At 64.3% G+C, this 18143-nt stretch carries 14 protein-coding genes; 13 read left to right on the top strand and 1 reads right to left on the bottom strand.

Features of this window, described 5'->3' with window-relative positions; genetic code table 11:
- Positions 1-105 precede the first annotated feature (105 nt).
- The 5 genes from ACDC66_RS09725 to ACDC66_RS09705 all read left to right on the top strand — a co-directional run bounded on the left by ACDC66_RS09725 (position 106) and on the right by ACDC66_RS09705 (position 7694).
- On the top strand, positions 106-636 hold the full coding sequence (locus ACDC66_RS09725; RefSeq protein WP_376696514.1) for a GspH/FimT family pseudopilin: 531 nt from the start codon (positions 106-108) through the stop codon (positions 634-636).
- A gap of 186 nt (positions 637-822) precedes the next feature.
- Complete coding sequence (locus tag ACDC66_RS09720; protein ID WP_376696513.1) at positions 823-1461, top strand: TetR/AcrR family transcriptional regulator; 639 nt, start codon at positions 823-825, stop codon at positions 1459-1461.
- Positions 1458-3896, top strand: a complete 2439-nt coding sequence (locus ACDC66_RS09715; protein ID WP_376696512.1) for an acyl-CoA dehydrogenase — start codon at positions 1458-1460, stop codon at positions 3894-3896. Before ACDC66_RS09720 ends, ACDC66_RS09715 begins: the two co-directional genes overlap by 4 nt.
- 123 nt (positions 3897-4019) lie before the next feature.
- Positions 4020-6389 carry a 3-hydroxyacyl-CoA dehydrogenase/enoyl-CoA hydratase family protein gene (locus ACDC66_RS09710; protein WP_376696511.1) on the top strand — a complete coding sequence of 790 codons (2370 nt, stop codon included), beginning with the start codon at positions 4020-4022 and terminating at the stop codon, positions 6387-6389.
- 126 nt (positions 6390-6515) lie between these two features.
- Positions 6516-7694, top strand: coding sequence for an acetyl-CoA C-acyltransferase (locus ACDC66_RS09705; RefSeq protein ID WP_376696510.1), 1179 nt, complete (start codon positions 6516-6518; stop codon positions 7692-7694).
- Positions 7695-7898: 204 nt separating this feature from the next.
- Here ACDC66_RS09705 and ACDC66_RS09700 read toward each other — a convergent pair whose 3' ends face one another.
- Positions 7899-9200, bottom strand: coding sequence for an NAD(P)/FAD-dependent oxidoreductase (locus ACDC66_RS09700; protein WP_376696509.1), 1302 nt, complete (start codon positions 9198-9200; stop codon positions 7899-7901).
- Positions 9201-9254: 54 nt separating this feature from the next.
- Between ACDC66_RS09700 and phhA the strand changes: the two genes are divergently transcribed.
- The 8 genes from phhA to ACDC66_RS09660 all read left to right on the top strand — a co-directional run bounded on the left by phhA (position 9255) and on the right by ACDC66_RS09660 (position 17636).
- The gene (gene phhA / locus ACDC66_RS09695) at positions 9255-10055 is read left to right on the top strand and encodes a phenylalanine 4-monooxygenase (RefSeq protein WP_376696508.1); all 801 of its coding nucleotides are present in this window, start codon (positions 9255-9257) and stop codon (positions 10053-10055) included.
- A 2-nt stretch (positions 10056-10057) separates the two neighbouring features.
- Complete coding sequence (locus ACDC66_RS09690) at positions 10058-10396, top strand: 4a-hydroxytetrahydrobiopterin dehydratase (protein ID WP_376696507.1); 339 nt, start codon at positions 10058-10060, stop codon at positions 10394-10396.
- Complete coding sequence (locus tag ACDC66_RS09685; protein WP_376696506.1) at positions 10389-11339, top strand: AAA family ATPase; 951 nt, start codon at positions 10389-10391, stop codon at positions 11337-11339. Before ACDC66_RS09690 ends, ACDC66_RS09685 begins: the two co-directional genes overlap by 8 nt.
- Positions 11339-12304, top strand: a complete 966-nt coding sequence (locus ACDC66_RS09680; protein ID WP_376696505.1) for a DUF58 domain-containing protein — start codon at positions 11339-11341, stop codon at positions 12302-12304. The genes ACDC66_RS09685 and ACDC66_RS09680 overlap by 1 nt, the downstream gene beginning before the upstream one ends.
- On the top strand, positions 12301-14280 hold the full coding sequence (locus ACDC66_RS09675; RefSeq protein WP_376696504.1) for a transglutaminase TgpA family protein: 1980 nt from the start codon (positions 12301-12303) through the stop codon (positions 14278-14280). Before ACDC66_RS09680 ends, ACDC66_RS09675 begins: the two co-directional genes overlap by 4 nt.
- A gap of 41 nt (positions 14281-14321) precedes the next feature.
- Positions 14322-14870, top strand: a complete 549-nt coding sequence (locus ACDC66_RS09670) for a Slp family lipoprotein (RefSeq protein WP_376696503.1) — start codon at positions 14322-14324, stop codon at positions 14868-14870.
- A gap of 37 nt (positions 14871-14907) precedes the next feature.
- Entirely contained in the window at positions 14908-15543 is a 636-nt protein-coding gene (gene lexA / locus ACDC66_RS09665; RefSeq protein ID WP_376696502.1) for a transcriptional repressor LexA, read from the top strand.
- A gap of 77 nt (positions 15544-15620) precedes the next feature.
- On the top strand, positions 15621-17636 hold the full coding sequence (locus tag ACDC66_RS09660) for an alpha/beta hydrolase family protein (protein WP_376696501.1): 2016 nt from the start codon (positions 15621-15623) through the stop codon (positions 17634-17636).
- The last annotated feature ends 507 nt before the right edge of the window (positions 17637-18143 follow it).

Genomic DNA, 18143 nt, shown 5'->3' with positions numbered 1-18143 from the left:
CACCACGAAAAATTCCTACACCGCCCATGGTGTCTTCGCGATTTCCCCGACCCCGGCCGATGGCCGAAGCTGTGCCACACGGCTCGCAATCTGACGGGGAAACACATGACTTGGGAACGACACACCGGCCTCACGCTCATCGAGATGCTGATCGCGGTGTCCGTGATGGCCGTAATCCTCACCGCCGCCGTACCGGCCTTCGGGACCTTCATGGCCCAGCAACGGCTGACGGCAGCAGCCAATCAGCTGGTCAGCCATCTCAATTACGCGCGGCATGAAGCCGTCTTTCGCAACCAGCCGGTTGCCGCCTGCCCGAGTTCCGACGGCCACGCCTGCACCGGCGGCAATCGCTGGGACATCGGCTGGATCGTCTATCTCGATCCCGAAAAGAAGGGGCAGCCGGCCGAGCCCGAGGACGTGCTGCGCGTCGTCGAGCCTCGGGAGGCGCTCCGCATGCACTCTGCGGGGCGTTACCGCGTGCGATTCCAGGGCCACGGCGGCGCCTACGGCACCAACCTGACCATCCGCGTGTGCGACACGCAGGATTCGGAGCTGGCGCGCGCGGTAGTCGTCTCCAATCCAGGGCGAATCCGCAGCACCCGCGACGTTGATCCGGCGGAGTGCGGGGGCGATTGAGGACTTCGGGGAATCGGCATAAAAACCTTTGGAAACGCAAAGACGCTAAGACGCAAAGAAAGGGCAGGATCTTAGTATTCCTTGCCGTCTTGGCGTCTTAGCGTTTCAAGAATTTTGCTTCTCGAAGCTTGAACAACGCTCCCCGAAAGCGTAGGATTAAAACGGTTGTTTTAATCGAGCGTTTTAATGTCCGTTTCGACCCGTGATCGCATCCTGGACGCCGCAGAGCGCCTGTTCGCTGAACAGGGCTTTCACCTGACCACGCTGCGGCAGATCACCCAGGCAGCCGAGGCCAACCTGGCCGCGGTCAACTATTACTTCGGGTCCAAGCAGGAACTCATTCGAGCGATCTTTCGGCGCCGGCTCGACGCTCTCAACGCGGCACGACTCGAACGCCTGGACGCCATCGAAAGCGATTCCGACCGCCCCGATCTCGAGGCCGTGCTCGAGGCTTTCGTGGAGCCCGCGTTGGAATTCACCCGCGGCGGCGACGCGGAAGGGCAGAGGTTCATGCAGCTTTTGCTGCGCGCTTTTGCCGACCGCGACACCGCGCTGCACGAAGCGATGCGCACCGAATACGCGCACGTCATGCGCCGTTTCGCAGATGCCGTTTCCGAATCGTTGCCAGACGCCGATCCGACTCGCCTGCGGCACCAGCTCGATTTCATTGTCGGCGCCTTGACGCTGACCATGGCCGAATCGGCCCTCAAGGACACCCGCATCATCGCCGCCGAGCTGGTGCAGTTCGCCGCCGCCGGCCTGCGCGGCAGTCTGAAAAACCGTATCCCTGACAGTGCCCGACGCACCCTGGAGGCAACATCATGACCTGGTTGTTGATCATCGCTCTCATCATCGGCCTGCTCGCGCTGGCCTGGTTCCGCGCCCCGTCCTGGCTGGCCGCGCTGCTCGCGGTCGCCGCCGTGGTGGGCACGGTCTGGCTGGCCGCCTCCTGGCTGGTTATCACTCTGTACGCAGGCACCGCGATGGCACTGACGGTCGTCGCCATCCGCCCGCTTCGCCGGGTTCTGGTTTCCGATCGGCTGTTCGGCTGGTTCAAGTCGGTACTGCCGCCGATATCGGATACCGAGCGCGAGGCACTCGACGCCGGTACCGTCTGGTGGGACGCCGAGCTCTTCTCCGGCCGGCCCCGCTGGAAGAAGCTGTTCGGCATCGACAAGCCGGCGCTTTCTGCCGAGGAACAGGCTTTCCTCGACGGCGAGGTCGAAGAACTGTGCGGCATGCTCGACGAATGGCAGATCAACAACGAACTCAAGGACCTGCCGCCCGAAACCTGGCAGTTCATCCGCGAGAAGCGTTTCCTGAGCATGATCATCCCCAGGGAATACGGCGGCCTTGGCTTCTCGTCACAAGGCAACGGCGCGGTCGTCACCAAGATCGCCTCGCGCAGCCTGTCGGCGGCGGTTTCAGTCATGGTGCCGAACTCGCTCGGCCCGGGTGAACTGCTGATGCATTTCGGTACCGACGAGCAGAAGAACCACTACCTGCCGCGTCTGGCGAAAGGCAAGGACATTCCCTGCTTCGCGCTGACCTCGCCGCTGGCCGGATCCGACGCCGCTTCCATGCCCGACGAAGGCATCGTCTGCAAGGGAACCTACAAGGGCGAGGAGGTGCTGGGCCTGCGCGTAAGCTGGGACAAGCGCTACATCACCCTGGCCCCGGTCGCCACCGTTCTGGGCCTGGCTTTCAAGGCGAAGGACCCCGACAGACTGCTCGGCGACCAAAAGAACCTGGGCATCACCTGCGCCCTGATTCCGACCGACACGCCCGGCGTGGAGATCGGCGATCGCCATATTCCCGGCGGGAGCGTCTTCCTCAACGGACCGACCCGCGGCAAGGACGTGTTCATCCCGATGGACTGGATCATCGGCGGACAGGAGCGCATCGGCCAGGGCTGGCGCATGCTGATGCATTGTCTGGCAGCCGGCCGCGCCATCTCGCTGCCAGCCCAGAGCGTGGCCAACGGCAAGCTCACCAGTCTGACAACCGGCGCGTACGCGCGCGTTCGTTACCAGTTCAAGCAGCCGATCGGCCACTTCGAAGGCATCGAGGAACCACTGGCGCGCATCGCCGGCGAGACCTACCGCATGGAGGCCGCGCACAAGCTCACGCTCAGCGCGCTCGACCATGGCGAGAAACCGGTGGTGCTCTCGGCCATCCTGAAGGCCTATCTCACCGAAGCCAACCGCCGCGTGCTCAACGACGCCATGGACGTCCATGGCGGCAAGGCGGTCGTGGAAGGACCCAACAACTATCTATCCATCCCCTGGCAATCGATTCCTGTGGCCATCACCGTCGAGGGTGCCAATATCCTCACGCGCTCGATGATCGTCTTCGGCCAGGGCGCGATTCGCTGCCACCCCTACCTGCTCAGGGAAATGGAGTCGGCGGCGGATGACGACGCCAAGGCGTTCGACAGCGCCCTGTTCGGTCATATCGGCTTTGTCATCTCCAACTTCGTGCGGGCACCCCTGCTGGGGCTGACCGGCGGACTGCTCAGCCGTTCTCCGGTATCCGGGCCGACCGCAGGCTTCTACCGCAAGATAAACCGACTCAGCGCCGCCTTCACCCTGGTCGCCGACCTGTGCCTGCTCATCCTGGGCGGCCAGTTCAAGTTCAAGGAGAAACTGTCCGGCCGCCTGGCCGATGCGCTGGCCCATCTCTACATGGCCTCGACCGCGCTGCGGCGCTTCGAGGACGACGGGCGGCCGGAAGAAGACCTGCCGCTGGTGCAGTGGGCCGTGGCCGACAGCCTGAACCAGGCAGAGAACGCGATCTTCGGCGTGCTGCAGAACTTTCCGGTCGCCGGCCTGGGCGGCATACTTCGCCCGCTGCTGTTCCCGTGGGGTCGCCGGCATCATCCGGTCGACGACCGCACGACGCACAAGATGGCGCGCCTCATGATGGAAGCCTCGCCGAGCCGCGAGCGCCTGATTGCAGGCGCCTACCAGTCGAAGGGCGACGACGGCGCCGGACTGCTGGCGCAGGCATTCGAAGCGGTGCTCGAAGCAGCACCTGCGGAAATGGCCGTGCGCAACGCGCTCAAGGTCGTGCCCACGCCGGTCAACGTCGACAAGTTGGTCAGCAAGGCCGTCGCCGCCGGCGTGATCACCGAGGAACAGGGTACCGGCCTCAAGCGGGCGCAGGAACTGACCGCGAAAGTCATCGCCGTGGACGAGTTCACGCCCGATGAAATCGGCGGCACGCAGGCCATGCAGCCGCCGGTTGCCAAGGCCAGCTAAACACAGCGCATCCACGGAAAGCACGGAATACACGGAAGACAGGTAAAACGATCTCCGTGAATTCCGTGTCTTCCGTGGTTCCAGAGAATTATTGACATTCAATCCGGATTAGAAGGAACACATATGACGGACCACAAGCTCAAGGTAAGACGTGCCGCGGTGCTGGGCGCCGGGGTGATGGGCGCGCAGATTGCCGCGCACCTGACCGCAGCCGGTATTCCGGTCGACCTCTACGACCTGCCCTCCGACGAGGGCGGCCGCAACCAGCTGGCCGAGAAAGGTCAGCAGGGCCTGCTCAAGCTCAAGCCCGCGCCGCTGGCCAGCAAGGACCTGGTCGAGTTCATCCGGCCGCTGAACTTCGCCGACGATCTCGACAAGCTCGCCGACTGCGACTTCATCATCGAGGCCGTGGCCGAGCGCATGGACATCAAGCGCGACCTCTACGGCAAGCTCGCTCCGCACGTTCGCGACGACGCGATCTTCGCTTCCAACACCTCGGGCCTCTCCATTACCGAACTATCGAAGGAACTGCCCGAGAAGCTGCGCGGCCGGTTCTGCGGCGTGCACTTTTTCAATCCTCCGCGCTACATGCACCTGGTCGAGTTGATTCCGCATGCCGGCACCGACGACAGGGTCATGGACCTGCTCGAGGATTTCCTGACCCGCAACCTGGGCAAGGGCGTCGTCCGCTGCCGCGACACAGCCAACTTCATCGGCAACCGCGTGGGCATGTTCACCATGCTGTCCGTGATGCACCACGCTGATCGCCTCGGCCTGGGCTTCGACACCGTCGACGCCATGACCGGCCCGGCGATCGGCCGCCCCAAGAGCGCCACCTTCCGACTGGCCGACGTGGTCGGACTGGACACCATGGGCAATGTCATCAACACCATGCAGGCCCAGCTCGAAGACGACCCCTGGCACGCCTGGTTCAAGCAGCCCGAGTGGCTGCAGAAATTGATAGAAGCCGGCGCCCTGGGCCAGAAGGCCGGCGCGGGCGTGTTCCGCAAGGAAGGCAAGACCATCCGCGTGCTCGATCCGGAATCGGGCGAGTACCGCGACACCGACTACGGCCTGCCCGACGACGTCCAGAAGATCCTGTCGATCAAGGACCCCGGCGAGAAACTTGCCGAGCTGGCCAAGTGCGAAAACGAATACACCGAGTTCCTGTGGTCGATCCACCGCGACCTCTTCCACTACTGCGCCTACCACCTGGCCGAAATTGCAGATAGCGCGCGCGAGGTCGACCTCGCCATCCGCTGGGGCTACGGCTGGAAAGTCGGCCCGTTCGAAGTCTGGCAGTCTGCCGGCTGGAACAGGATGGCCGAGCTTGTCAACAAGGACATCACCGAGGGCAAGACCGGCGTCGATGCCGGCCTGCCCGAATGGGTCAACCAGATCGATGCCGTGCACACGCCCGAGGGCTCCTGGGCTGGCGACCAGGCGCGTTACCTGCCGCGTCCGGATCTGCCGGTGTTCCAGCGCCAGTACCAGCCGGTGCGGCTGTTGGGCGAAAACACCGAGTCGGGCACAACGGTGCACGAAAGCGACTCGATTCGCCTTTGGACCCTGCACGATGACGTACTGATCGCCAGCCTAAAGAGCAAGATGGCAGTGATCGACAACGGCGTGGTCGAGGGGCTCAACCAGGCTGTCGACCGGGCCGAGTCGGACTTCGAAGGCCTGGTGATCTGGCAGCCCAAGGGACCCTTCTCGGCCGGCGCCAACCTCAAGGCTGCCGCCGAAGCGATTCAGAAGGGCGATTACGACAGCGTGCGCGAACTGGTGGCCGGGTTCCAGGCCGCCAACCTGCGCCTGCGCTATTCCTCGGTGCCGACGGTCGCCGCCGTGCGCGGTCTGGCGCTGGGCGGCGGGTTGGAGCTGGCCATGCACACCGCGACGCGCGTGGCGCACCTGGAAAGCTACATGGGCCTGGTCGAGGCGGGGGTCGGACTGGTGCCGGCCGGCGGCGGACTGGGCACACTGGCCATGCAGATCGTCGACGACACCAAGGCCGGAGACACCCATCCCCTGCTGGAGAAGCGCTACAAGCAGGTCGCCATGGGGCAGGTCGCCGGCTCGGCCATGGAAGCGAAGGAGATGGGCTACCTGCGCGAGCACGACCGCATCGTGCTGCACGAGCACGAGCTGTTGCACGCCGCCCACCACGAGATCCGCGCCATGGCCGCCGCCGGCTACCGGCCGCCGCTGTCCGGCCGAAAATTTCCGGCCGCCGGCGACGTCGGCATCGCCACGCTCAAGATGCTGCTGGTCAACATGCTCGAGGGCCACTTCATCTCCGAGCACGACTACGAGATCGGCTCGCGCATCGCCACAGTGCTCTGCGGCGGCGAGATCGACCGCGGCGGACAAGTCGACGAGGAATGGATCCACCGCCTCGAGCGCGAGCACTTCCTCGAGCTGGCCACCATGGACAAGACCCAGGAACGCGTAGCCCACATGCTCAAGACCGGCAAGCCGCTGCGCAATTGATCCAAACAATCAAACAAGAGGAACCACGGAAATCACTGAACACACGGAAAAATGCATCAGGCATTTCCGTGACTTCCGTGCCTTCCGTGGTTCCAGTTGAATGAATACGGCAAAGGAATTTCAATCATGAGTGATGCATACGTAGTTGCCGCCGTCAGGACGCCCGTCGCCCGGGCGTTCAAGGGCGCTTTCAGAAATTATCGTCCCGACGACATGCTGGCCCACGTGATTCGCGAATCGCTGGCCGAGGTCCCCGAACTGGACCCGGCCCGCGTCGAGGACGTGATCGTCGGCTGTGCCATGCCGGAAGCCGAACAAGGCATGAACGTCGCCCGCATCGGCGCCCTGCTCGCCGGCCTGCCGGACAACGTGCCCGGCGTGACCGTCAACCGCTTCTGCTCGTCGGGCCTGCAGACCGTGGCCATGGCCGCCGACCGCATTCGCCTCGGCGAGGCCGACGTGATGATCGCCGGGGGCACCGAAACCATGACCATGGTCCCGATGATGGGCCACAAGGTGGCCATGAACCCGAAGGTCTTCGAAGACGACAACGTCGCAATCGCCTACGGCATGGGCATCACCGCCGAGAAGGTGGCGAAGAAATGGGATGTCTCGCGCGAGGACCAGGACGAATTCGGCTACCAATCTCACCAGAAGGCCATCAAGGCGATCGACGGCGGCGAATTCACCGAGATCCGTCCGGTCACGGTCACCAACCGCGTGCCCGGCCCCGACGGCACGGTTCGCGAGACTGAAACCGTGGTCGACACCGACGAGGGGCCGCGCCGCGACACGACGCCCGAAGCGCTGGGCAAGCTGCGCACGGTCTTCGATACAAAGGGGAGCGTGACCGCCGGCACCAGCTCGCAGATGTCCGACGGCGCGGGTGCACTGATCCTGGTCTCCGAGCGCGTGGTCAAGGAGCTCAACCTCAAGCCCCTGGCCGTCTTTCGTGGTTTCTCGGTCGCCGGCGTGCCGCCGGAAATCATGGGCATCGGCCCGATCGAGGCCATTCCGAAGGTGCTCAAGCAGACCGGCATCGGTAAGAACGACCTCGACTGGATCGAGCTCAACGAAGCCTTCGCCGCCCAGGCACTGGCAGTGATCCGAAACACCGGGCTCGATCCCGACAAGGTCAACCCGCTCGGCGGCGCCATTGCCCTGGGTCACCCCCTGGGCGCGACCGGCGCCGTGCTCTCGGCCAAGCTGATCCACGGCCTGCACCGGCGAGACCAGCGCTACGGCATGGTCACCATGTGCGTTGGCACCGGCATGGGCGCGGCCGGGATTTTCGAAAGAGTCTGAAATAAAAAAAGGCGACGCAGGGGATGCGCCGCCTTAACCCCCCAGCAGGTCCCTAAAGGGACCTCTGGGTGCGCCCGTACCAGCAAACGGGCTGACCTGCCAAAGCTGTTACGACATAGTGTGCCAAGCCGCGCCCGATTAGCATAGAAGCAAATCAACCCGAATTCAGGTAGGAAATCCACCCGTGGCGTTGTAGGAAATTTCCTACAAGTGCCGCCTGCGATCCCGCCAGAAGTCGCGCAACTGGGCCCGCCAGTAGATGCCCTGCCCCACGGCGCGACCCAGCAGACCGCCGGCCCAGACGGGCCGCCAGCGTTCGAACTCGGCCAGGCGCTGACCGTCTCCGCAAAGCGCCTCGGCCAGCACTTCCCCCGCCAGGGTGGTCGTGGCCATGCCATGCCCGCCGAAAGCCAGCGCGTGCCACACCCCGTCACCGGTGCGCCCCAGCAGCGGCATCTCATGCCGCGCGTAGCTCATCCAGCCGCCCCAGGCGTAATCGAGCCGGACATCGGAGAGGCCCGGAAAGACGCGGGCGAGGTCACGCCGCATCAGGCGGCGAATGGCGGCGGGGGAGCGGCCGGCCATGGAAATGCGCCCACCCCAGAGCAGTCGGGTATCGGGCAGCGGCCGATAGTAGTCGAAGGCAAAACGCGTGTCGTAGACCGCCACCGGCCGCGGCAGATAATCCCGAAGCCTTTCTCCCAGGGGCTCCGTCACGGCGATATAGGTGGCCACCGGCTGGAGCGCACGCTGAACCGACGGCACGAGCCGGCGATCGTAGCCGCCGGTCGCCAGTAAGACCTGTTCGGCATCCAGTCGCCCCTGTTCGGTCTCAAGACGCCAGCCGGAACCATTGCGGCGTATCGAGCGCACGCCCGAGTTTCCGAAAACACGCCCACCCCCTGACTCGATCACCGCCGAGAGGCCGCGAATGTGCCGCAGCGGATGAAAATGAAAACTACCGGGCTCGAACAAACCACCACCGTAGCGCGACGAGGCGACCCAACCCCCCATTTCCGCAGCCGGAATCCATTCCAGTTCGAAGCCGAGCCGTGCACGCATCCTTTCAGCCGTTGCCTGCAGGGTCTCCGGCTCGTCGAACCAGTCCGCCAGCACGACGCCGGCATCATTGACCTGGCAATCGATACGGTATTGCTCGATGCGTCGGCGGATCAGCGCGACAGACGCGCGCGTGTGGCCGTGCAAACGCGCCGCGACGTCCTCGCCGACCTGGTCGATGAGATCGTCATTGCCGAGCGAATAGCCGGCGAACACGAAGCCGCCGTTGCGCCCCGAGGCACCGGCGCCCGGCTCCCCGGCTTCGAGCACGACGACATCCGGCATGCCGCGCTCGACCAGGCCGACCGCCGTGGCGATGCCGGCCAGGCCACCGCCCACGACCGCCACCCGGCAGCGTTGCGCGCCTTCGAGAGCGGCCCAGTTTCGCGCGCCGGCTTCGGACTGGTACCAGCTCTCGCCGGGCCACTGATCAGCCCCCGAATTCATGGCAGTGTGCCGCTCGGGTGATAACATGGATGGATAAAACTCAAGGAGGTGCTCATGGGCAAGTCAACCAAGTACGAAGCCAAGGTGCCGGATGAACACGGCATCATCCCGTACACCGACGAAGAGCATAGCGTCTGGCGCGACCTGTATGCACGCCAGATCGAGGTCATTCAGGGTCGCGTGTGCCAGGAATTCCTCGACGGCCTCGAGATCCTGGACCTGCCGACCGATCGCATTCCCCAGCCCACGGAAGTCTCCGAAGTGCTGCGCGAGCGTACCGGCTGGGAAGTGGCGCCGGTGCCGGCCCTGATCAACTTCGACAAGTTCTTCAAGCTGCTGTCGGAAAAGAGATTCCCGGCCGCCTCGTTCATTCGCACGCGCGAATCGATGGACTATCTGCAGGAACCGGATATCTTCCACGAGATCTTCGGCCACACCACCATGCTCACCCACCAGGCCTTCGCCGACTTCACGCACGCCTACGGCCTGGCCGGCGTGAAGGCGACCAAGAAAGAACGCGTCTTCCTGGCGCGACTGTACTGGTTCACCGTCGAGTTCGGCCTGATCCAGAACGGCAGCCAGTTGAGCATCTACGGCGGCGGCATCGCTTCCTCCCCTGGCGAGACGATCTACTCGCTCGAAAGCGACGAGCCGATTCGCCGGCCGTTCGACCCGATCGACGCGCTGCGCACGCCGTACCGCATCGACATCTACCAGACGGTCTACTACGTGCTGGATCAAATGGACGACCTGTTCGAGCTGGCCAATGCCGACCTGCTCGCCCTGATCCGCAAGGCCCGCGCACTGGGCGAGTTCGAGCCCACTTATCCACCCAAGAACAAGGAAGCAGCCTGATCATGTCCGATACCCTGACCGACAAGAAGTGCGCCCCCTGCGAAGGCGGCACCGATCCGCTCGGTGGCGATCGCGTTGAGGAATTGCTGGCCCAGATTCCGGGCTGGCAGGTCGACGACGACGGCAAGAAGATCTACCGTCGCTTCGAGTTCAAGGGCTTTTACAAGACCATGGCCTTTGTCAACGCCATGGCCTGGATCGCCAATCAGGAAGGGCACCATCCCGACTTCGAGGCGGGCTACAACTTCTGCCTGATCCATTTCACCACCCATGCCATCGACGGGCTGAGCGAGAACGATTTCATCTGCGCAGCCAAGGTCAACGCGCTGCTGGATGAATAGCCGGTCTCCCGCCCGCTCGGGGGTCTCACTGGCCGACGACCTGGCACGCGCCCGGTCGACGGTCAACGACATCATCGTCGACAAGGAAACGGTCGTCGATCTCGCTTTTGCCGCTCTGCTGGCCGGCGGCCACCTCCTGATCGAGGATCTGCCGGGTGTGGGCAAGACGACGCTCGCCCATGCCCTGTCGTTGGCCGTGGGCGGCAGCTGGCAACGCATCCAGTTCACCAGTGACATGCTGCCGGCGGACATCCTGGGCGTGTCGATCTTCCGCCGGGAAGACGAACAATTCGAGTTCCGCCCCGGGCCCGTATTCGCCAATGTCGTGCTCGCCGACGAGATCAACCGCGCCACGCCCCGAACGCAGTCCGCCCTGCTCGAAGCCATGGCGGAAGGCCAGGTCACCGTGGACGGACACACGCACCGCCTGCCGCAGCCGTTCTACGTGATCGCCACGCAGAATCCGCTCGACCTGACCGGCACCTATCCATTGCCCGACTCGCAGCTCGATCGTTTTCTCCTGCGGACCCGCATCGGTTATCCCTCGGCCGCCGAGGAACGGCGGCTTCTGACCGAACCGGATCGCCGCGAACTCCTGCAGGGGATGAAGCCCGTACTCGACCCGGCACAGGTGCTCGAATTGATGGACATGGCCGCCAGGCTGCACACCTCCGAGCCGGTCCTGGACTACATCCAGTCGCTGGTGGCGGCCACGCGCTCGCATCCGGGGGTCAGGGCCGGCCTGTCGCCGCGCGCCGCTCTGGCGCTGACTCAGTGCGCACGCGCGCACGCGCTGGTCATGCAGCAGGATTTCTGCCTGCCCGACAACGTGCGCACCGTGTTTCCGGCCCTGGCAGGTCACCGCCTTCAGCCAACCGCCGACTCGCACACGGACGGCGACGCCGTTGCGGCGGAAATCCTGGAGTCCACTCCCGTTCCCTGATGGCGACCGCCACCGGATCACCGGCCGAATCCCGCCGCCCGAAACTGCTCGACCGCTGGCTGAAGAGGCGCACCCGCCTCGACCTGCCGCTGACCCTGGCCTACCGGCGGATTTTCATTCTTCCCACGCGTTTCGGCTGGATGCTGGGCTTGCTCATGGGCGCGATGCTCATCGGCAGCCTCAACTTCAACAACAACCTCGGCCTGTTCACGACCTTCGTCATCGCCGCGACGGCGGTCAACTCCATGCTGCTGGCATTCCGCAATCTCGATGGACTGCATCTGCGCCACGGTAGCGCCCGGCCCGTGCACGCCGGCGACCCCGTCACCTGGCGTCTGGCGGCCGTCAATCACGGTGAGCGCGACCGGCACGGCCTGCGTCTCAAGGGGCCCGGCTCCGATACTGTTTTCGCCGTTCCTTCCAGTGAAACCCGCGAGATCACGATCGAGCTCGACGCCCGTCGGCGCGGCTGGCACCGGCCCGGACGGCTGCGAGTCGAGACCACGCAGCCGCTCGGGCTTTTCCGCGCCTGGTCCTGGATCGAGCCGAGCACGCCTTTCCTGGTCTGGCCGCAGCCCGCCGCCCACGCGCCACCCCTGCCCGGGGGCGGTAACGCACAAAGCGCCCACCACAAGCAAGCTCGCGAGGAAGGTGAGGACTTTCACAGCCTGAGACGCTGGCGCGAAGGCGACCCGCTGCACCGCATCGCCTGGAAGGCCAGCCAGCGTCACCAGACTCTGCTTTCGCGCGAGTTCCAGCGCGAACAGTCGCGCGAAGTAGTCCTCAGCCTGGAGCGCGCGCCCGGTCGCGACCGGGAAGAGCGCATTCGCATCGTCACTGCCTGGATCCTGCGCGCCGAGGAAGAGAACCGACCGTGGGCGCTCGACCTGGGCGACGAGCGCTTCGGACCCGATCGCAGCGAAAGCCATAAACATGCCTGTATGCGGGCACTGGCGGAGTTGTGAAACAAGCCGACCCGCCGCTACCACTCGGTCCGGTCGCCTGGACGATCGCCGCCTTTCTTGTCGCGGCCGCACCCCACCTGCTGGCCATGCCTCCGCTGCTAGGCGCCGTGGTCGTATTGCTGTGCGGATGGCGATTGCTTGCAGCCGGAAAGGGCTGGCGGCCGCCGCCGGGCTGGCTGCGGCTGCTGCTCACCGTAGGCGCCATCGCGCTGCTCGCTGTCGGCTTCGGCGGTCTCTGGGGTCGACGCGCGGCAACCGGCCTTTTATGCCTCATGCTGGCGGCCAAGATGCTGGAACTCTATCGCCTGCGCGATTTGCGCATGGTGGCCTCGGTCTCGCTGTTCCTGATCGCCACGCAGTTCCTGTTCGACGAAAGCCTGGTCTACATCGCCTACCTGTTCGGCGGCGTACTGATCGCGATCGGCGCCCTGCTGCGGATCCAGCTGCTGGAACTGGGCGAGGCGATACCCCGTTCCGGAAACCGCAGGATCATCCGGGACGCGGCGCTCATGCTTCTGGCCGCCCTTCCGGTCGCCTTGATCCTGTTCGTGAGTTTTCCGCGCCTGGCCGAACCGCTGTGGGGGCTGCCCGACGAGGTGATGGACGGCAAGACGGGACTGTCGGACACCATGTCGCCGGGCTCGATTGCCGATCTCTACATCGACGACTCGGCCGCATTCCGGGCCGAGTTCAACGCGACGCCGCCTCCGCCGGAGCGGCGCTACTGGCGCGGACCGGTTCTCTGGCGTTTCGATGGTGACACCTGGGAGCGGGCCTTTCTGGCCTCGCGTACACCCGCTACCAAGGTGCCTCCCGGACCCGACGATTTCCTCTACACCGTCCAGCTCGAGCCGCACGAACGTCGCTGGCTGTTTGCCCTGGACTATCCGGTTACAACACCGAACGAAGCGCGTATCTCGCTGGATTTCCAGGTGACTCGCCGCGATCCGGTCACCGCGCTGACCGAATACCGTATGCGCAGCAATCCCGGCTTCACCGACATGCCGCAGTTGCCGGAGAGTTTGAGACGCCTGGCGTTGAGCCTGCCGGAAGACCGCAACCCGCGCACCCTGGAGATGGCTCGACAATTGCGCGAACGATTCGAAGACGACCGGGCCCTCATCGATCACGTGCTCGACTGGCTGCGCGAGGAACCCTTCTATTACAGCCTGGAAACCGCACCACTCGGCCGCCACGGCGCCGACGAATTTCTATTCGATCTGCGCAGGGGCTATTGCGAGTACTACGCTTCCGCATTCGCAGTGCTGATGCGTGCCGCCGGCATACCGACGCGCGTCGTCACCGGCTACCAGGGCGGGTACTGGCAGGAAGGCGGCCAATACCTGCTGGTTCGACAATCCGACGCACATGCATGGGTCGAAGTCTGGCTCGCAGAGAGCGGCTGGACCCGGGTCGATCCAACGGCTGCGGTGTCACCGGCGCGCATTCAAAGCGGTGCCCGCGTCGCCACCGGCGACGCCACCGGACTGGACTGGATAAGCAGCCTGCGATACCGCTATGACCGGCTGCAGCACCTGTGGAACGCCTGGGTACTGGGGTTCGATGCCGACCAGCAACAAAGCATGATGCGCTTCCTCGGGCTGCCGCGGCTCTCCAGCACGGGGATGGCGCTGCTCATGGTCGGCCTGCTCGGCCTGACCATTCTCCTGCTGGCCTGGGCCTGGCTGAAGCGTCCCGCGGGTTCACGCGATCCGGTCCTGCGCGCCTGGCTCAGCTTCATACACCGGATGCGCCGCCGCGGTCTCGGGCCGGCAATCGGTGAGACACCGCTGGCCTGGGCGAAACGAGTCGCGCCGGAACTCGCCGAGGGTGAAAAACTTCACGAACTCGCCGAAAGCTACTGCCTGATCCGCTACGGTGATCATGAGGACGAGAAGCTGCACGAGCGCTTTATCGACCAAAGCCGGAGGCTGCCCACCGACAGGGTTGAACCGCCGAGCACGGCCAGCGTCTAAGCTGGCAGCAGATGATGCTGCCCACATTAAGGATCCCGATCATGAAAGCCTTGATTACCCTACCCGGCCTGGTTGTATCGGCCTTGCTCGCAGCGGGCTGCGCCACGGTTCCGCCTGAACCGCTCGGCGGTGAATTCGGGAACCTGACGCCCGAGCAGTCCGGCGACCGAAACGTTGGTGAACGGGTCCGCTGGGGCGGCAGTATCGTCGATACTCGCCCGGGCGAGTCGGAAACCTGTATCGAGGTTCTCGCCCGCACTCTCGATGCGCGCGCCCGACCCCGCTCCGGTGATGCCGACGAAGGTCGTTTCCTCGCCTGCCGTGATGGCTTCGAAGACCCGGCCGTGTTCGAGGGCGGACGCGACATCACCGTTGTCGGAACGCTGACCGGTTTTGTGGAAGGCAACATCGGAGACTTCCGTTATGTCTACCCGCGGGTCGAGGCGGACACCCTGTTCCTCTGGAGCGAGGAAGTTCCGGCCCGCTACTACCATGACCCCTGGTACTACCGCGATCCGTGGTGGCCTTACGCGCGTTTCCCATGGTCGCGCTCTCGCTGGTACTTCTCGAGCCACATCATCATTCGCTGACTGACCGGCGGAACTGTTTTTTGATACAGTTTCGGTCATGCAACTCACACCGCGCCAGCAGCAGATTCTGGAGTTCATCGAACAGCGTGTGCTGTCGGACGGGCTGCCGCCGACGCGCGCGGAGATCGTGACGCACTTCGGCTTCGCCTCCCCCAATGCGGCACAGTGCCATCTCCGGGCGCTGGCCCAGCGCGGCGCCATCGAACTGCGCCCGGGCCGGGCCCGGGGTATCGTTCCGACCGGCAACCTCCCTGCCCCGGAAACCGCGGATCAGCCCCTGCGCAAACTGCCGGTCATCGGGCGGGTCGCCGCGGGGTCGCCGCTGCTGGCGATCGAAAACCTGGAAGACGAGTTGCAGGTCGATCCCCATCTTTTCCGGCCGCAACCCGACTACGTGCTCAAGGTCCGCGGCGACAGCATGACCGGCGCCGGTATCGACGACGGCGACCTGCTGCTGGTGCACCGAACGCCGGAGGCGCACACGGGACAGATCGTGGTCGCGCGCATCGACGACGAAGTCACCGTCAAGCGCCTGCGACGACAGGGCCGGGGCATCTTTCTGGACAGCGAGAACCCCGCCTACACCAGTATCCATGTCAAGCCGGGCCGCGATTTCGCAATCGAGGGACTGGCCGTGGGAACCATTCGCTCGTTTAACGCAAACGCAGGCTGACAACACCGCCGTGCCGGATTCAGTAAACTGATCGGATACAACCAATCCCCGTACCCCAGCAATAAAGGATCTACAGCATGATCGCCAGGATATTTACCGCGGCCCTATTGTCCAGTGCCGTTCTGATTTCTGGAACCGCTCACAGCGAGCCGATTCCAGCCGAGGCTCTGGCCAAGGTACCCAATATTCAGTCGGTTTCGATGAGCGCTGACGGCCAGCAGCTGGTCGCCATCATTGCAGTACCCGGCTCGGAGAACAGCGAAACAGCGCTGGCCACCTGGGATCTCGAGAACATGGACCAGCCGCCGCAGATTACCCCCAGCGGCAAGATGAAGTTCATCGCCGCCAGCGCCCTCAAGGCCGACCGATTGCTGGTCCTGGGCCGGCAGGAATGGACCGGACGGCTGAGCGGCTGCGGTGAAGGCAAATTTTCCGGCGCCACCAGGACGTTCGTCACCAAAGCCTACCTGACCGATGCCGAGCACGAGGATTTCGAGGAGGCCTTCGCCAAGAACGTACGCCGAATCGGCATCAGCAAGGACACCCAGCTCTGCCTGGAGCTCAGCGGCGAAGCCTCGCTGGTCAGCAACCTGCCGCTGGACCCGCACAAGGTCATCATCCAGCAGCTCAACGGCCTGACGCTTCAGGGCAATTACTATCTCTACGACCTGCGCGACGGCAGCACCGAATTGCTGGTCCGATCGAGCGCCGGCAGTACACCCAGCCTGTTTCACCCGCGAACGGGTGAAGTGCTGGCCCGCAGCGAACTGGAGTCGGTCGACGGCGAGTACCTCCAGCGAGTACTGCTGCGCAACGACGAAGGCGAATTCGACGTTCACGACAAGCTGACTACGAAACTGAGCGACCGTCATTCGGTCAGCGTTGCCGGAATCGACGAGGACAGCGGCAAGTTATACATCCTGACCGACCAGTTCTCGGACCAGGTCCAGGCCTGGATGTACGATCCGGCTAAGAAGGACTTCGACGACGAGCCCCTGGTCGCGCACGAGGAATATTCCATTGGTGGGTTGGTATTCGGCAATCAGCCGTCGAACTTCAACCAACTCCTTGGATTCCGCATTTCCGGCCCGAAAATGCAGACCGTCTACGTCGATCCGGACATGCGCAGTATCCAGAAAGGACTGGAACAGGCGTTTCCAGATCAGGCTGTTTCAATAAACGCCTACACCGACGACCTGGATACTGTTCTGTTCACGACCAGCAGCAATCGCCACTCACCGACCTACCACCTGCTGCGCAATCGCAAGCAGGTCGAATCCCTCGGCAGCCAGCGCCCCTGGATCGATCCGGAGGAAATCGGCGAGCAGCAATGGGTAAATTACGAAGCCCGCGACGGGATGGAGATTCCGGCCATACTCGACCTGCCGGCCGGTTGGGAAAAGGGCGACGAACCGCTCGCGACCATCATCCACCCTCACGGCGGCCCGTGGGCCCGCGACGCCATGGGCTGGGATGGCTCCGGATGGGTGCCGTTCCTCACCTCACGCGGCTACGCCGTGCTGCGGCCACAGTACCGCGGCTCCGCGGGCCTGGGCCGAGAACTCTGGCTGGCCGGTGACAAGGAGTGGGGCGAGAAAATGCAGGACGACAAGGACGATGGTGCCCGCTGGCTGGTCGAGGAAGGCATTGCCGACGAAGATCGCATTGCCATATTCGGCTATTCCTATGGCGGATTTGCCGCCGTGGCCGCTACGGTGCGGCAGAACGGACCATACCAATGCGCCATTGCCGGCGCACCCGTCAGCGACCTGGGCCGCCTGGGCGTGACCTGGAGCGATAACCGCCTCCAGCGCATTCTTCAGGGTCAGACGGTGACCGGCATGGATCCCATGCGCAACACCGACAAGGCCGATATCCCGATCCTGCTCTACGTCGGCGACCGCGACGTCCGCACACCCGCCTGGCATGCCGAGAACTTCTACGATGCCGTCAAGGAACACGTACCGGCCCGCTTCGAACTGATCCCGGACATGCCGCACAGCATGCCGTGGTATCCGCGGCACCAAACGAAGACGTTGGGGCTGATCGAGGACTTCCTAGAGAACCAGTGCGGGATGGCGCCCAGCGCCTGATCCTTCGGCGTCAGTGCTGACGATGGCCCGCCGTGTCTTCGGATACGGCGGGTTTTTTATGCCTGCTCCGCAGGCTCTAGATGGCACACTTCTAGCTAGCGGCATATCGGACGATGGACGCCACCGATCGCATTGGCAGCCTCGACACTTCAAAAGAGGTTTCGCCCGGCTTGCTTCGCAAGCTCTTGCGGTGGCTCCTTCAATGCCTTGTCGGCCAGCAGCTCATTGCCCCGAGGCCGCGGTGAGGGCTTCGACACGTCAAAGGCTGTTCCGCCCGCCTGCTTCGCAGGCTGATGGCGGGTAACTTTTCTCTTGCGCGAGAAAAGTCACCAAAAGCGCGCTTAAAACATGGCGGATGCGTCTCAAGAGTATTCCGGGGGAGTGGCTTCACAGGATTACGGCTGGGGCCTTGCTCTAGCCCGGCCGCATTCATTGAGGCTTCGATTCAATGCTTGGCGTGGCCTGACCGACTGCCACGACCTCGATCAATGCCAACAGCGGCGCTGA

The organism is Wenzhouxiangella psychrophila (genome assembly GCF_042310375.1).
Classification (GTDB): Bacteria; Pseudomonadota; Gammaproteobacteria; order Xanthomonadales; family Wenzhouxiangellaceae; genus Wenzhouxiangella.
This window is presented reverse-complemented; position numbering and strand designations above follow the sequence as displayed.